13 protein-coding genes are annotated in these 15,776 nt (G+C 64.7%); 6 read left to right on the forward strand and 7 right to left on the reverse strand.

Going from position 1 to position 15,776, the window contains the following annotated elements:
* The first annotated feature begins 299 nt into the window (after positions 1-299).
* Together IVB29_RS21040 and IVB29_RS21045 are read left to right on the forward strand one after the other, a co-directional pair.
* Positions 300-620 carry a hypothetical protein gene (locus tag IVB29_RS21040; protein ID WP_247505299.1) on the forward strand — a complete coding sequence of 107 codons (321 nt, stop codon included), beginning with the start codon at positions 300-302 and terminating at the stop codon, positions 618-620.
* Between the two features lie 112 nt (positions 621-732).
* Positions 733-2,226 (forward strand): NAD-dependent succinate-semialdehyde dehydrogenase, encoded by a 1,494-nt coding sequence (locus IVB29_RS21045; protein WP_247505300.1) that lies wholly within the window; start codon positions 733-735, stop codon positions 2,224-2,226.
* Positions 2,227-2,419: 193 nt separating this feature from the next.
* Here the strand turns inward: IVB29_RS21045 and IVB29_RS21050 are convergent, their stop codons facing one another.
* The 3 genes from IVB29_RS21050 to IVB29_RS21060 all read right to left on the reverse strand — a co-directional run bounded on the left by IVB29_RS21050 (position 2,420) and on the right by IVB29_RS21060 (position 6,903).
* Complete coding sequence (locus IVB29_RS21050) at positions 2,420-4,636, reverse strand: SulP family inorganic anion transporter (RefSeq protein ID WP_247505301.1); 2,217 nt, start codon at positions 4,634-4,636, stop codon at positions 2,420-2,422.
* 359 nt (positions 4,637-4,995) lie between these two features.
* On the reverse strand, positions 4,996-5,910 hold the full coding sequence (locus tag IVB29_RS21055; RefSeq protein ID WP_247505302.1) for a phosphoribosylaminoimidazolesuccinocarboxamide synthase: 915 nt from the start codon (positions 5,908-5,910) through the stop codon (positions 4,996-4,998).
* Between the two features lie 75 nt (positions 5,911-5,985).
* Positions 5,986-6,903 carry a pirin family protein gene (locus tag IVB29_RS21060; protein ID WP_247505303.1) on the reverse strand — a complete coding sequence of 306 codons (918 nt, stop codon included), beginning with the start codon at positions 6,901-6,903 and terminating at the stop codon, positions 5,986-5,988.
* Between the two features lie 306 nt (positions 6,904-7,209).
* Between IVB29_RS21060 and IVB29_RS21065 the strand changes: the two genes are divergently transcribed.
* Both IVB29_RS21065 and IVB29_RS21070 read left to right on the forward strand, forming a co-directional pair.
* Positions 7,210-8,271 carry a helix-turn-helix domain-containing protein gene (locus IVB29_RS21065; RefSeq protein WP_247505304.1) on the forward strand — a complete coding sequence of 354 codons (1,062 nt, stop codon included), beginning with the start codon at positions 7,210-7,212 and terminating at the stop codon, positions 8,269-8,271.
* A gap of 145 nt (positions 8,272-8,416) precedes the next feature.
* On the forward strand, positions 8,417-9,901 hold the full coding sequence (locus tag IVB29_RS21070; protein ID WP_247505305.1) for a serine hydrolase: 1,485 nt from the start codon (positions 8,417-8,419) through the stop codon (positions 9,899-9,901).
* A gap of 130 nt (positions 9,902-10,031) precedes the next feature.
* On the opposite strand, the gene IVB29_RS21075 is transcribed toward IVB29_RS21070, so the two are convergent.
* The gene (locus tag IVB29_RS21075) at positions 10,032-11,399 is read right to left on the reverse strand and encodes an MmgE/PrpD family protein (RefSeq protein ID WP_247505306.1); all 1,368 of its coding nucleotides are present in this window, start codon (positions 11,397-11,399) and stop codon (positions 10,032-10,034) included.
* 123 nt (positions 11,400-11,522) lie between these two features.
* Between IVB29_RS21075 and IVB29_RS21080 the strand changes: the two genes are divergently transcribed.
* The gene (locus IVB29_RS21080) at positions 11,523-12,638 is read left to right on the forward strand and encodes an FUSC family protein (RefSeq protein WP_247505307.1); all 1,116 of its coding nucleotides are present in this window, start codon (positions 11,523-11,525) and stop codon (positions 12,636-12,638) included.
* Positions 12,639-12,675: 37 nt separating this feature from the next.
* Complete coding sequence (locus IVB29_RS21085) at positions 12,676-13,086, forward strand: hypothetical protein (protein WP_247505308.1); 411 nt, start codon at positions 12,676-12,678, stop codon at positions 13,084-13,086.
* A gap of 66 nt (positions 13,087-13,152) precedes the next feature.
* Here the strand turns inward: IVB29_RS21085 and IVB29_RS21090 are convergent, their stop codons facing one another.
* From IVB29_RS21090 to IVB29_RS21100, 3 genes are read right to left on the reverse strand one after another with little or no spacing between them, the layout of a single operon-like run.
* Positions 13,153-13,803 (reverse strand): 2-hydroxychromene-2-carboxylate isomerase, encoded by a 651-nt coding sequence (locus IVB29_RS21090; protein WP_247505309.1) that lies wholly within the window; start codon positions 13,801-13,803, stop codon positions 13,153-13,155.
* A complete protein-coding gene (locus tag IVB29_RS21095; protein ID WP_247505310.1) occupies positions 13,800-14,288 on the reverse strand; it encodes a DUF2867 domain-containing protein in 489 nt (162 codons plus the stop codon). The genes IVB29_RS21090 and IVB29_RS21095 overlap by 4 nt, the downstream gene beginning before the upstream one ends.
* Complete coding sequence (locus IVB29_RS21100; protein ID WP_247505311.1) at positions 14,285-15,679, reverse strand: MATE family efflux transporter; 1,395 nt, start codon at positions 15,677-15,679, stop codon at positions 14,285-14,287. Before IVB29_RS21100 ends, IVB29_RS21095 begins: the two co-directional genes overlap by 4 nt.
* Between the last annotated feature and the right edge of the window lie 97 nt (positions 15,680-15,776).

Here is a 15,776-nt window from a genome sequence, read left to right on the forward strand (position 1 = left end):
ATTGTCCTCCTGCACGTCGCGTGCGGCAAGTATCTCAACTTCAACGCCGGTCGCGATGTCGTGATTTGACGGTCAGCGCCCCAGGCGGGACGACTGAACTGCAACACTCCGTCACAATCTGCGGTGGATGGCCGCAACCAGCCGTGACCTCTGATGGGCTCAGGCGATATCTTTCGAGCGTTTGGAGCACTTGAAACATTTGGTGCGTTGCGGCGTTTGGCTTTTGGCCCAATGGGCGGCTGACGTTTAAGACTTGAAGCAAATTTGGCGGCCTCCCATCGGCCGCGAGGGGACCTCAGATGATTTCGACCTGGAACGAATGGAAGCGCTATCCCCGTCCCGGACGAGGCGACAATCTGGAAGCGCCGATTTCGCCCGGGATCTACGAGGTTCGCATCGCCGGCACCGGCGCGCTCTATTCCTTCGGCGCAGTCGACAATCTGGCGCAGGCCCTTGCGTTGCTGCCGGTCGGCTCGAAATCCTGGTTCGGTCGCCGCGACACCTCCGAAGCGCCCGCGCTCGAATACCGGACCTGCGCGACCTCCTCGAAGGCTGACGCCAAGGCTGCCGCCGAGCGCATGATCGGCCGGCGCGAGACTTATCTGAGCGGCGCGGCGTAATCGCACGGCTCCGAGTTTAATTCCCAGCTGATGTGCGTTGCGGGGCGGTGCATTGCGCACCGTCTGCCCCTATATTCCGGGCCAATCCGATCGCCCCCCAGGGAGTAACGCCATGACCCCGACCGCCGCCGCACGCGCTCAGCACACCTCCGCCGCCCTGCGAGACCGGTTGAAAGACCCTTCGCTGCTGAAGGAGGCCTGCTACGTCGACGGCGCCTGGGTCGGTACGCCGGTGTTCGCCGTCAACAATCCCGCGACCGGTGTCGAGATCGCAAAAGTTCCGCAGCTTGGTGCGGACGAGACGACCAAGGCGGTCGAAGCCGCCGAGCGCGCGTTCCCGGCCTGGGCCAAGCACACGGCCAAGCAGCGCTCCAACATTTTGCGCAAATGGTTCGAGCTGATCGTCGCCAACCGCGAGGATCTCGCGCTGATCCTCACCTCCGAGCAGGGCAAGCCGCTCTCCGAGGCTCTGGGCGAGGTCGATATCGGCGCCGCCTATATCGAGTTCTTCGCCGAGGAAGCGCGCCGCGTCTATGGCGAGACCATCCCGACCCAGCGGCCCGATGCGCGCCTGCTCGCGATCAAGCAGCCGATCGGCGTCTGCGGCGCCATTACGCCGTGGAATTTCCCGAACTCCATGATCACCCGAAAGGTCTCGCCGGCGCTGGCCGCGGGCTGCACCGTGGTGCTGAAGCCCGCCAACGAGACGCCGCTGTCGGCGCTCGCGCTGGCCGTGCTCGCCGAGAAGGCCGGCATCCCCAAGGGCGTGCTCAACATCGTCACCGGTGATGCGCCGCCGATCGGCAAGGTGCTGTGCGAGCATCCGGCGGTGCGCTTTGTCGGCTTCACCGGTTCGACCGCGGTCGGCAAGATCCTTTATCAGCAGGCTTCCGTCGGCGTGAAGCGGCTTGGCCTCGAGCTCGGCGGCAACGCGCCGTTCGTGGTGTTCGACGATGCCGATATCGATGCCGCGGTCGAAGGCGCGATCGTCTCGAAATATCGCAACATGGGCCAGACCTGCGTCTGCGCCAATCGCCTCTACGCCCAGGACAAGATCTACGACGAGTTCGTGAAGAAGCTGTCGGCGAAGGTCGCGGCGATGAAGATTGGCGACGGCACCGAGAGCGGCGTCACGCAGGGCCCGCTGATCAATTTGAAAGCGGTCGACAAGGTCGAGCGCCACATCGCGGATGCCGTCAAGCGCGGCGCCAAAATCGTCACCGGCGGCAAGCGCAGCGAGCTCGGCCGCTCGTTCTTCGAGCCTACGGTTCTCTCCGACGTCAAGCCGGACTCGCTGGTGGCACAGGAAGAAACCTTCGGCCCGCTTGCGCCTGTGATCCGCTTCAAGGAAGAAGCCGACGTGATTGCGATGTGCAACGCCTCGCCGTTCGGTCTCGCCTCGTACTTCTACTCCCGCGATCTCGGCCGCGTCTGGCGCGTCGCCGAGGCCCTGGAGTCAGGCATGGTCGGCGTCAACACCGGCCTGATCACCACGGAAGTCGCGCCCTTCGGCGGCGTCAAGGAAAGCGGCCTAGGGCGCGAAGGCTCGCGTCACGGCATGGAAGAATATGTCGAGATCAAATACGTGATGATGGCGGGGGTCTGAGGCCGCCGTTATCTCTCCAGGCCGTTGCGAGCGAAGCGAAGCAATCCAGAATCTTTCTGCGGAAACGGTCTGGGTTGCTCCGTCGCAAGAGCTCCTCGCTATGACGAAGCGAGTGTCGTAGCCCGGATGAGCGCCAGCGACATCCGGGCCTCATGTCCCGCATGTCGCTTCGCTCATGCGGGCTATGCGTCCATCACCGCCGCAACACCGCAATCGTCCTATTCGCGAACGTCAGCCGCTCGGCCATGACCGACACGAAATAGGTCAGCAGCTTGTGGCTGAGCGCGGGGTCTTCGTCCTTGATCGCGTCGAACTGGTGCGTATTGAGCACGTAGAGCACGCTGTCGACTTCGGCCTGGATCGTCGCGCTGCGCGGCGCCTGTGACACCAGGCCCATCTCGCCGATCGTGGTGTAACGGCCGAGGCTGCGCACGCGTGTGGTGCGGTCCTCGTCGGCGGGCACCATGATGCCCACGCGTCCCTCGAGAATGAAATGCATGGAATCGGCGGGGTCGCCGGCCTGCACGATGATGTCACCCGACTCGACCTCGAGGCGCTGGCAGCGCCGGATCAGCGCGTCGGCGTCGTCCTCGCTGTCGAGGATCGCAGTGAACCAGTCGCGCAGGCTGGCCTCTTCCTGGGCCAGTTCCTGATGCTGCGAGATGAGCTCGTTCTCGCACCATTCCAGCGCGCGGTCGAGCTCGGGGATGATGGTGACGCCTTCGCCGACGAAGTCGCTGGAGCGCAGCACCTTCTCGGCTGTCACCGGCAGATGCACCAGGATCAACTCGACGCCGAGATCGGCCGCGCTGCGCTTGATCTGGGCGAAGCTGTAGGCCGCGGACGAATCGACGCCGGTGACGAGCTTGAAGTCGAACAGCAGATAGCGGCATTCCGGGCGCTCCTGAAGCAGCTGTTTGACGTGCTGATAGAGCCGGTTGGCCGAGCCGAAGAACAGATAGCTCTGGAGATTGAGGCCCCGGATCTTGCCGCCATGCGCCAGCAGCACCTCCTGGTCGTCACGCGAGCGATCGAGCGAGGAGCGATATTCCGAGCCGTCGAAACTATACTTGATCGACTCCACCCGGGCCGCGCTGAACGCAAACGTCGCGCAGCCGATGACCACGCCGATCAGGATGCCCGGCACAAAACCCCAGGCGACGATGATCGCGATGATGGCGATCAGCGAGAGATATTCGAGCTTCGAAAGCCGCTTGCGCGACTCGATAATCCATCTATGGAGCTGGTCGGCACCGAGATAGAGCAGCAGGCCGCCGATCACGAATTTCGGGATGAAGCCGAGCAGCTCGGGCGCGACCGCGAGCATCAGCAGCGACAGTGCCGCGACGGTGACGCCGGACAGGCGCCCGCGCCCGCCGCTGCTGTAGTTGAGGATCGAGCGGCTGATCGAGCTGCAGCCGGGATAGCCGCCGAGCAGGCCGGTCAGGATATTGGCGGTGCCGGTGACGTTGAGCTCGCGCTCCAGATTGGCTTCGCGGTGCACGGCGACCTCGATGCCAGTGGTGTTGAACAGCGTGCTGGAGGCCGTGACGAAGATGACGGCGACGACGTTGCCGAGCAGGTCCGGTATGGCAAACCAGGGATAGCGGGCGAGATCGTCGGTATGCCACGGCAGCACGAAGACCGCTTGCGGCGGCGGCTGGAACGTCCAGCCCAGCGCGCGTGCGCTGTCGAACGAAACGCCGGTGATCCAGAACGCAAAATGCGCCGTCAGCACGCCGCCGACCAGGATGATCGGCAGTCCGAACGGGCTGCGCGAGCGATGCCAGGTGAGATACAGCACCAGCGCCATCGCGCAGGCGGAGGCCAGCTCCAGCAAAATCGTGCCGTCGGCGAAGTGCGTCAGCGTCGCGAACTGGAGCGGGTAGTTGGTGATCACCCTGATAGCACCGAGAGCAATGAGAAGTCCGGTCGCGCCAAGGAAGCCGCCGACCACGGGATAGGGCACGTAGCGGATGGCGCGCCCCAGCCGCGTCAGGCCCAGTCCGCACAGCACCAATCCCGTCAGCACCGTCGACAGGCCGAGCGTGATCAGGACCGGCGGGAGCAGCGATGCCGCGGGGTTTGCCGCTTCGATTCGCTCGACCACCGAGGCCGCCAAAATTCCCGTCACCGCGGCGGTCGAGCTGTCGGGGGCGCCAACTACGAAGGGCAGGGAGCTGCCAAGCCCGATGACGATCGCAAGCACCGCGGAGCTGACGAAAGTCGCCGTGATGCCGTAGGACAGATAGGGCGACAGCGGCCCGGCGAAGATCAGCAGCGAATAGGACAGCCCGAAAGTGACGGTCAGGACGCTGGCGGCGCTTCCGCCCAATATGTCATTCAGCGCACGCTTGAGAGCGGGATGGGCTCGCGGAGCCGGACTGAAAGTAATTGCTGGATCGGTCACGCCGTTGCGCTCGCCCCTGAAAAGTCTCGTCCGAGACGTAGACGACTACGGGCTTAGCGCAACTGGATTCTTGCAACTATGAAGTATCCGACAGTTTTGCGGCGGTTTTGGTGAGGATTCCCGTTCACGGCGTGTGAACGGTCAACCATATGGTGGACGGAAAAATCGAAGCGCCGTCCAGCGTCGCGCCCACCCCGGGAACTTGGCAGGCAACGCCGGCGAGTCGCGCCGGCCTCTCCACGTCATTGCGAGGAGCCCTTGCGACGAAGCAATCCAGACTGCTTCGGCGGAGGGGGATTCTGGATTGCTTCGCTGCGCCGCTGCGCTCGCAATAACGGAGTTTGCAGCGGCAGCCCTGCCTAAATCTTCAGCTCTTTCCCCGTCACCCGCCGATACGCTTCCAGATACCGCTTGCTCGTCGCATCCACCACGCTCGCCGGCAGCGGGGGCGGTGGGGCGTCGCCGTTCCAGCGGCCGGCGCGACGTTCGACGTCGAGATAATCGCGCAGCGGCTGCTTGTCGAAACTCGCCTGCGGCTGGCCGGGCTTATAGGCGTCGACCGCCCAGAAGCGCGACGAATCCGGCGTCATGACTTCGTCGATCAGGATGATGCGGCCGTCTCTGTCGCGGCCGAACTCGAACTTGGTGTCGGCGATGATGATGCCCTGCTCGCGCGCAAGTTCCTCGCCGAGCGTGTAGATCGCGCGCGTCATGCTCTCGAGCGTGTAGGCTGTGTCGTCGCCGACGACCTCGCGCATCTTCGCTATCGTAATGTTCTCGTCATGGCCGGTCTCGGCCTTGGTCGCCGGGCTGAAGATCGAGGGCTCCAGCTTCTCGCTCTCGACCAGGCCTGCCTTCAGCTTCTCGCCCGCAAGCGTGCCGCTTGACGCATATTCCTTCCAGGCCGAGCCCGAAATATAGCCACGGAGCACGCATTCGATCGGGAACACGGTGGTGCGACGGCAAAGCATCGCACGGCCGAGAATGTTGGCGCGGTGCGGCTTCAAGACCGGCACGGCGGCGATGATTTCGTCGCTGTCGGCGCTGATCATGTGATGCGGCACCACGCCTTCGAGCTCGCCAAACCAGAACGCGCTGATTTGCGTCAGCACCGCGCCCTTCATCGGGATGGTCTCGCCCATCACGACGTCGAAGGCGCTGATGCGGTCGGTGGTGAGGAGCAGCAGGCGGTCGTCATCGACGGCGTAGATATCGCGCACCTTGCCGCGGCCGATCTTGGGCAGGGGCAGGTCGCTGGAGAGCATGGTGGTCATCGCAAAACTTTCGAAGATTGGCCTTCGCGAGGAAATCCGGCCGCACCCGATGGCACGGCCGGACACCGGATTAGCCTATTCCGGCAGCGGAATGAACTCATGTTCCTGCGGAACCGCGGCGAAGCGGCCGGTTTTCCAGTCCTGCTTGGCCTGCTCGATCCGCTCCTTACTGGAGGAGACGAAATTCCACCAGATGTGGCGCGGGCCTTCCAGCGCATCGCCGCCGAGAAACATCATCCGCGTGGCCTTGAGCGCCTTCACGGTGATGCGGTCGCCCGGACGGAAGATCAGCAGCCGCGGCCCCTCGTAGCGCTCGTTCGCGATCTCGACCTCGCCGTCGACGATATAGATCGCGCGCTCCTCATGGTCAGGATCGAGCGGCACGCTGGCGCCCGCAACCGCTGTGACCTCGGTGTAGAACCAGGGCGACACCATCGTCACGGGCGAGGTGATTCCGAACGCCGAGCCCGCGATCACCTTCGCGGTGAAGTCGCGCTCGGAAATCATCGGCAGGTCGCCGGCCCCATAATGCTGGAACGACGGCGCGATCTCTTCCGATCCGGCCGGCAGTGCGATCCAGCTTTGCAGGCCCAGCATCTGCTGGCCCGAGGCACGCTGCACATCCGGCGTACGCTCGGAATGCGCGATGCCGCGCCCGGCGGTCATCAAATTCATCGCGCCCGGCTGGATCTCCTGGATATTGCCCTCGCTGTCGCGATGCATGATCGCGCCATCGAACAGATAGGTGACGGTGGCAAGCCCGATATGCGGATGCGGCCGCACGTCCATGCCCTTGCCGGAGACGAACTGCACCGGGCCGAAATGATCGAAGAAGATGAAGGGTCCGACCATCTGCCGCTTGCCATGCGGCAGCGCGCGCCGCACTGCAAATCCGTCGCCGAGGTCGCGCGTGCGCGGCACGATGACAAGATCGAGCGCATCGCAGGACATGGGATCGCCGAGCACGGGATCGTTCGAGGGTTGCCAGCTCATGGTGGATTCCTTTTCGCTTTCTTGAGCTTGATCGTAGCAGGATTTCGCGTCGTCGTCGCGACAAAGCCCCGCTGTTACGGGTAGCAATAGCGCTACATACACCGCTGTCATGCCGCGCGCAGGCGGGGCATCCAGTACGCCGCGGCCCATCGAGTCAATCACTGCCGTTCCCGAGGACTGGATCGTCCGGTCCTGGTGCGCAATTGCGCACTGGCCGGGCGATGACAGCTGTGGTGAAGGATGTCCTTGAAAAAAACAGCGCGACGAACGATGGTCGGCTGATCTCAACCGCGCCCGATCGCATCGATGACCCTTGCCGCAACCGAGCTAGCCTTCCGCTCCGCCAGCGTAGCGCTGCTGCTGGTGCTGGCGGCATCGCTGGTCTCCGATTTTCGCAATGTGCTGGCGGGGCGGCTCGGTGCTGCTCTCGCACTGGGCTTGGCCGCGCATGCGGCGAGCTATTCGATTGGTGTCACATCGCGGATCCCGGTATCGCATGCGCCGCTGATTGCGGTGTCGACCGGCAACATCGTGGTGTTCTGGTTGTTCACGCGCGCGCTGTTCGACGATGAGTTTCGCTTAAGCTGGTGGCACGGATGGGTCTGGGCGCTGGTGGCGGCGTTCAGCTTCGCAGGCTGCGTCTGGATTGCGCCTGGCGGCCATTTGCGGTTCTCGGTGACGGTGGTCAATTTGATCGTGCTCGGCTTCATCGCGCTTGCGATCGGGCAGACGATCGCCTCGTGGCCGGCCGACCTGGTCGAGCGCCGCCGCCGCGTTCGCGTCTTCATCGTCTGTGCCGGCGCGCTCTATGGCGGGGTGAATGCGCTGCTTCAGATCTCCGTAGCGGGTGATCGTGTCGGCGATGCCGCCGACACGATCAATGCCGGCGTGCTCGCCTGCATCGTCGCGGCCATCGCCTATGCCATGATGCGCGTCGATGCCGCGGATCTGTTTCCGGTCACCGCGGAGGCCGCACCGGCGGTGATTTTCAGTCCGCAAGCCACTGACGCCGCCGCCGACCAGAAGCTCATCGATGCCCTGATGCGTTTGATGGCGGACGAGCGGATCTATCGGCAGGAGAATATCACCATCGGCGTGCTGGCCGGCCGGCTGAAGATCCCGGAATACCGGTTGCGCCGGCTGATCAACCAGCGGCTCGGCTACCGCAACTTCAATGTGTTCCTGAACAACCACCGGATCGAGGAAGCCAAGGCCGCGCTCGCCGATCCCACCCAGGCCGAGGTCCCCGTCATCACCATCGCGATGGACGCGGGTTTCCAGTCGCTGGGGCCGTTCAACCGCGCCTTCAAGGCGGTCACGGGCGTGACGCCGACGGAGTATCGGCGGCTGAAGGTCGATGCGGCCTAGATTTTTAGGCCATTGAAATCACGGGGTAATTCCAGAATCGGCCAGCTCCGATCGGTTTCAGCCAGGTCATTTTCCAAATCCGGCGAGCTGCCATCGGCCTGCTCTGCTCCTTCTCCGGCGCACGCCCCGCAGCCGGAGAAAGCCCGTGACCCGCCGCCGCAAGATCGTCCTCCTCACCATCACCTGTATCGGCCTCGCGCTCGGCGCGGCGCGCGCCCGCGACGTGCCCAAGGTCGCCACCGGCTTCATCGCCGACATTCTTTGCTCCGAGACCTTCGTCTCCGGCCTCGATCCCAGGCGCAACCTCACCGAGACCACCGACGCGATGCCCGGCGTCGGTCTGCTCACCTGGGCGATGGACTATCAGGTCGATCGCGCGCGCAAGGACGTCACGGTGACGCTGTTCGGCATTGGCCGCAGCCATGCCGTCTATCGCGAGGGGCTCGGCTGCACGCTCGATCATGACGAGCCGCTCGTCGATGTCGCGCTGCCACCGGACGACAAGCAGCCCGCCTTGCTGCCCGAGATCGCCGGTCCCGCGATTGTGCCGCCGCAGAGCGAGGGCCTATCGGCTGCACTCGACCGCGCCTTCACCGAACCCGCGCAGCCGCCCTATCGCCGTACCCGCGCCATCGTCGTCATGAAGTCGGGCCGCATCATCGCAGAGCGCTATGCCGATGGCGTCGGACCGGAGACGCCGCTGCTCGGCTTCTCCATGACGAAGTCTGTGATCTCGGCACTGACGGGCATTCTCGTGCGCCAGGGCAAGTTGAAACTCGACGGGCCTGCGCCGGTCGCTGCCTGGAAAGATCCGAACGATCCGCGCCACGCCATCACCGTCGATCAGCTGCTGCGCCACACCGCGGGCCTCGCGCTCGGAAGCTCGTTGCAGGCTTCGCTCGGCTCCGCCTTCGAGCCGGTCAACCGGATGAAGTTCATGGAATCCGACATGGTCGCCTATGCCGAGAGCATGCCGCTCGCGACCGAGCCGGGCACAGTTTGGAATTATCACGACGGCAACACCATCATGCTCGCGCATCTGATCCGCAACGTCGCCGGCGGCAAACCCGCGGACGCGCTTCGCTTCGCGCGCCGCGAATTGTTCGCCCCGCTCGGCATGCGTCACGTCACGCTCCAGCTCGATGGTTCAGGCACGATCGAAGGCTCGAGCGAGATGCTCGCATCCGCGCGCGACTGGGCACGCTTCGGCCAGCTCTATCTCAACGACGGCGTTGTGGGCGGCAAACGTATTTTGCCGGAGGGCTGGGTGAACTATTCCGCGACGGCCACGCCGAATGCCTGGGTCGGCATCGGCGCCGGCTTCTGGACCAACCAGGGCGACAGCTTTGGCGCGACTCTCCGTGTCGACCACGGCTGGCCGCGCGACGCCTTCTTCGCCAAGGGCACGATCGGGCAGTACACCATCGTGATCCCGTCGGAGAAGCTGGTGATCGTGCGGATGGGACGTTCACCGAACGCGCCGCCTAAGGTGGATGGCGTGTTCGATCTCGTGCGGGATGTGGTGGCGACCACGCGCGAGAAGGGGAAGCTGGCGGGGGCGAATCGAGAGGAGCGCTGCGCTTTCTTCCTTCTCCCCTTGTGGGAGAAGGTGGCGCGAAGCGCCGGATGAGGGGTATTTCTCCGCGCATTCAAATGAGAGTGGGACTCGCGGAGAGAGACCCCTCACCCGGCTCGCCGCGCAGACGATGCACCCTCTCCCACAAGGGGCGAGGGTGCACCGTCTGCGCGGCGAGAACTTTTTACCTTCCCAGCTCCGTGGCCTTGGCCACGCGATCGAACCGCTCCAGTGTCATGATCGCGTCGGCAAACTTCTCCGCCCGGGCATTCAGCGCCGGGCGCGCCAAGGTCAAAAACTTCTGCTGCATCGCCTGCGTATCGGGGAACGACGCCGGCTCGCCGGAGGGATCGGCGTAGAGCCGCTCATGCACGCCGTCATCCGTGGTGATGCTGACGCGCGCGCCAAAGGGATGGGTGCGGCCGACCTCCAGCCGGTCGTCCTGCACCACGTCGAACTTGTCGGCGAGCGCGTCGATGGCGGCATCGCCCAGGCGGCTGTAATCGTCCCAGCCAAAAGAACCCTGGTCGAGCGCGAGCGCGCCGGTGAAGAACATCGAGAACTGGCCCCCGACGATCGAGGTCGGATGCCGCTTGGTCGCGGCGTCGCCGGTCAGGGTGATGCCATTGCGATGCAGGCCGATCTCGACGCGCTTGACCTGGTCCGGCGTCAGATTGTGCTCGCGCCGCATCGCGATCAGCGCGTCGATGGCGGCATGGGTGTAGCGGCAGCTCGGATAAGGTTTGACGCCGATCTTCATGGTCTCATAGGACTTGCCGAGTCCGGCCACCGCCTTGTCCGGATGCGCATCGTCGGTGTAACCGGCGAGCAGGCCGTGCTTGCCCTCGACCGATTCCGTCGATCCCAAGAAATCGCTGCGCGCCAATGTTGCGGCAATCACGCCGTTCATCGCGGCGGCGCCGACCTGGTAGCGCTTGTTCCAGGCGCCGTTGACCAGGAATTGCAGCGAGCCCGCGGCCTGGCTGCCGGAGACGCCGAAGGCGGAGATGATCTGCTGCTCCGACAGGCCGAACAGTTTTCCGGCCGCGGCGGCTGCGCCATAGGTGCCGGCGGTCGCGGTCGGATGGAAGCCGCGCGCGTAATGCGAGGTCGGGTCGAGCGCGTTGCCGAGCCGGCAGCAGACCTCATAGCCCGCCACGATCGCAGTCAGCACGTCGCGGCCGGAGGCGCCGACCATCTCGCCGACGGCGAAGGCGGCCGGAACCACCGGTGCACTCGCATGCAGCGAGGAATCGGCGTGGGTGTCGTCGAAGTCGAGGGAATGGCCGAGCGCGCCATTGAGGAGGGCGGCGATCGCCGGGGTCCAGGTCTTGGTGTCGCCGAACACGGTGGACTCGCCCTTGGTGTCGAGCGCGAGCGCTTCCAGCATCTTCAGGATAGACGGGGTCGATTCCGCTTCGCTGCGGGCCCGGATGGCGCTGCCGAGGAAGTCCAGCGTCAGCATCTTGGCGCGATCCAGCACCTCGGCCGGAATATCCTGGTACTTTAGATTGACGACATAGGCGGCGAGCGTTGCGGTTTCGTGGGCCATCGTGTTTCCTCGTTTTGGCGGGCAAGTTAGGCGGGCTGATTTGGCCTTTCAAGCGGCCTTGGGGCCGCGGGCATCAGCCATGCTTTTGGTCGATCGACGAGGATGGGACCGGGACGTTTGACGATGATACGCGCAAGAGAGCTATTCGACCGGGTCTGGTCGCGCAGGACGCAATTGGGGCTGGCGGTCCGGGTCACGGTGGCGGCCACCGGCGCCTATGCACTCGCCACCGCGCTGCATTTGTTGTTGCCGCTTTGGGCCGTGCTGACCTCCATCATCGTGACCCAGATGAGCGTCGGGCGCTCGCTGAAGGCCACGCGCGACTACATGCTCGGCACGATCGGCGGCGCGATCTATGGCGGCGCGATCGCAATCCTGATCCCCTATTCCGGCGAGCTGGGCCTGCTGGGTCTGCTGGTGCTGGCCGTGGCGCCGCTTGCCTTTGTTGCGGCGATCTATCCGAATCTGAGCTCTGCAACGGTGACGGCCGTGATCGTGCTGGTGCTTCCGACCATGCATCATGCCGATCCCATGGCCTCGGCGATCGATCGGGTCAGCGAGGTCTCGGTCGGCGCGGTGACGGGGCTGCTGGTCTCGTTCCTCGTGCTGCCGTCGCGCGCGGTGCGGCAGATCCGCGCCAGCGCGGCCAAGCTGCTTGAATTGATCGCGGAAGCCTTCACCGAACTGCTCGCGGGCCTCACGCGCGGCCGCGACAACGATGCGTTGCATCGGATTCAGGACGGCATCGGCACCGCAATGGTCGGCATGAATACCATCGGCGCCGAAGCCGAGCGCGAGCGCTCCGCGCGCCTCTCGGGTGGTCCGGATACAGGTCCGCTGTTGCGAACGATTCTGCGGCTGCGCCATGACGTCGTGATGATCGGCCGCGCCACCGTGGTGCCGTTGCCGGTCGAGGTGCAGGTCAGGCTTGCCGCGCCCCTGGCAGAGGTCAGCGCCGCGATCGTGCGCTTTTTGAAGTCGGCCGCCGAAGCCATGCGCGCGGGCGCCGGCGCCCCGCCGATCCATCCCGTGCACGTCGCGCTCCAGCACTATGCCGAGGCGGTTGCCGCCGTCCGCCAGGACGGCCTGATCCGCGGCCAGCCGGCCGATACCGCCGAGCGATTTTTCGCCATCGGCTTCTCGCTGGAGCAGATGCACCAGAATCTCTGCGATCTCGATCGCGTCGTCGGCGAATGGTCGGAAGCGGCGGCGGATGGGCCGGTGCGCGTGGCGGAGTGAGCCGAGTACATCAAGTTCCCGTTAGGGTGAAATGCCAATGACCAAATCCCTTGAGCTTAGCAAGGTGAAGCTTATCAAGCTCAAATTTGCGGATGTTCACCGCGACGGCGGTTCGTATGGCGCCTCTTTCGAAACCGAAAACAGTCTCGAATACAATGTTTGGCTTCAGCGGTCCAAAATGCCCGACAATTACGGTCTTCATCACCGTTGGCTCTTTGAATTTTTCGGATCCAATCGGCCGGAAGGCTGCTTGCCCGTAGTAACAGGAAGCGAGGAGGAGAAAGCGCTACTCGACCGACTGAAGGTCTTCTTGGCCTCTTGCACACTTAATCCCACCGCTTCCGAGCGCGGATACCTCGATCGGTTGAGAGAACTCGTACACTACATCGAACGAAGAGAGCCGTGCCTTCCATCTGACCTTCGAATCTGGCGGATCAAAATTGAATGACCGCTCTTGGTCATCGGTGTTTGCTTTAGCTTCTGCCGAAGAGAGGGCTGGCCCGGCGAGTTCGGCCTACCGCTGCGCCAGCCCTTTGCCTTGCATGCGCCAGAGCAGCAGATCAATGCGGTCCTGGCCGAAGAACGGCTCGTTCTCGAACACGAAGGTCGGCACGCCCCAATGGCCCGATGCGGCGTGGTCCTTTTCGTTCTCCGCGATCACCTGCTCGTAGCGATCCGGATCCGCGCTGATCGCTGCATCCATCGCGGCGAGATCGAAGCCGGCTTTCCCGGCGGCGCGCGCGAGATGATCGCCCTCGTTCCAGCCCGCCACCGAGCCGTCCCACAGCACGCGCGCGACCGCGTCAGTGAATGCGAGCGAGCGTCCCTCGAGCTGCGCCATAGCGCCCAGCCGGGTCAGGCGGTGGATGTAGGGCTGTTCCGTCGCGACATCGAGCGTCGTCATGTCCTGCACGATCGGATCGGGCCGCGGAAAGCGGAACGGAATGCCGGCGTGCTCGGCGACGCGGCGGCTGTCGAGCACGATGTAGCGTGCAAATTGCGGACTTGCCTTCTTGAAGAAGCCGGGCACGCGGACCGCGATCGGGTAGACCGGTCGCAGGTTCACCGCGAGATCGTACTCTTCGACCAGCTTCAGCGTCCTGGGCAGCGCCAGATAGCTGTAGGGGCTGCGAAAGGAAAAGAACAGGTCGACGGACAGGGTCATTGCGCCGGCTCCGCGATGCGCTTCATCATGCCGCGGACCACGCGCTTGTGGAAGGGCGTGATGACGGCGAGATAGGTCCGCCCGAGCAGATTGTGGGTGCGCACCAGCGTGGTCGAAGTCACCTGCCGGTCCGCCGGCGCGCCGGCAATTTCGACGACGAGGCGGAAATCGAGATGGGAATCATTGAAGCCCGCGACCAGCCGCTCGGGTGTTTCGCTGACCACCGGAAACAATCCGATCAGGCCATACGGCGCGGGTGCTCCTTCGCCCGAAGTCTTCAGTCCGAAGGGTTTCACCAGGATGTTGCGCAAGCGCGTCAGCGCATCGATCCAGCGCGGTCCGTGCAGCACCATTCTTGTGCAGGCCTCGCGGGCGCTCAAGGACGTCGCGCCGAGCTCCACGCGAAACGCGTCGATGAATTGCGCGCCTGATAGCACGGCGCCGGCATCGACATTGGGGGCGACTTCGCGGACTGTCCCGATCATCCCGCCAGTTTGCGCGTCAGCATCCGGAAGCGCAAGATCAAGAGGCCGGCATAGACGAACGTCCCGACCGAGAACCCGATCCAGACGCCGACTGCGCCAAAATGGGCGTTGAAAGCGAGCATCCAGCCGACGGGAAATGCGACGCACCAATAGCCGATTGCCGCGAACACCAGTGTCATCCTGGTGTCATTGATGCCGCGCAGCGCTCCGCCCACGATGGTCTGGAGGCCGTCGGCGATGAAGAAGGTCGCACCGACGACCAGCAGCGTCGCCGTCAGCTCGACGGTCGCCGCGCTGGCCTCGCCAGTGCCGAAGAACAACCGTCCCAGCTGGTAGCGGCCGAGGATGATCGCGACCGTCAGCGCCGAGACCAGGACGACCCCAAGCCCCGCCGCGGCCAGCCCGGCGCGCTTCACCGCGGCCGGATCATTGCGGCCGAAGGCATGGCCCACGCGGACCGTGGCCGCCATGCCGATGCCGAGCGGCACCATGAACAGCACGGCCGTGATCTGGAGCGCGATCTGATGCGCGGCGATCGCAGCGGTCGAGATCAATCCCATTAGCAGCGCGGCCGACGAGAACAGGCCATATTCCATCAGAAGGGAAAACGAAATCGGCGCCCCGATCGCGATGAGCTGGCGCATCAGCGGCCAGTCGATCCGCCAGAGACGGGCGAGCGGGCGATAATCCGCGAACGGCTTGCGCCACGCGGCGATGGCGAGCGTGGCGAGGAACGTGCCGAGATTGACCAGCGTCGTCGCAAGCCCCGCGCCGAACAGGCCGAGCTCCGGCAGGCCGAACAGGCCATGGATGAGGGCGTAAACCAGCGCGGCATTGAATGGGATTGCCGCGAGCGTGATCCACAGCGGCGCCTGCGGCCGGTTCACCGCGCTCATCATGCTGCGCAGCGCGATAAAGCCGAGTGCCGGCGCGATGCCCCAGGCCAATCCGTAGAGATAGCGCTGGGCAAGTGCTGCCGATTGCGGCGCCTGGCCGAGTGCGATCAGGATGGGCTCGCCGTAGAGCGGCGAAGCCATCATCGGCAACGAGATCAGCAGTGCGACCCACAGGCCGACGCGCAGGGAATGGCGGATGCGCCTGACATCGCCGGCCCCGAACGCCTGCGCGGCGAGCGGAGACACCGCCGCCATCAATCCGAGCCCGAAAGTGAAGCTGACGAAATAAACCGTATGCGCCAGCGCAGCTGCCGCGACCGCATTCTCGCCGAGGTGGCCGATCATCGCGAGATCGGTGGTGATCATCGCGATCTGCCCGAGCTGCGTCAGCATCATCGGCACGGCCAGCCGCAACGTCTCGACGAACTCTTCGGCGAGATGATTTGGCGGCACGCCGGCTTGCGGCTGCGGAGGATGTCGGGCGGTATCGAGCATGGCGGGCTCATTAACACGGCCGGGCGACGAAAACATGGGCCGCGTTTCTTCCCCTCTCCCCTTGTGGGAGAGGGTGGCTCGCCGCGAAGCGGCGAGA

This window comes from Bradyrhizobium sp. 1, from assembly GCF_023073315.1.
Classification (GTDB): domain Bacteria; phylum Pseudomonadota; class Alphaproteobacteria; order Rhizobiales; family Xanthobacteraceae; genus Bradyrhizobium.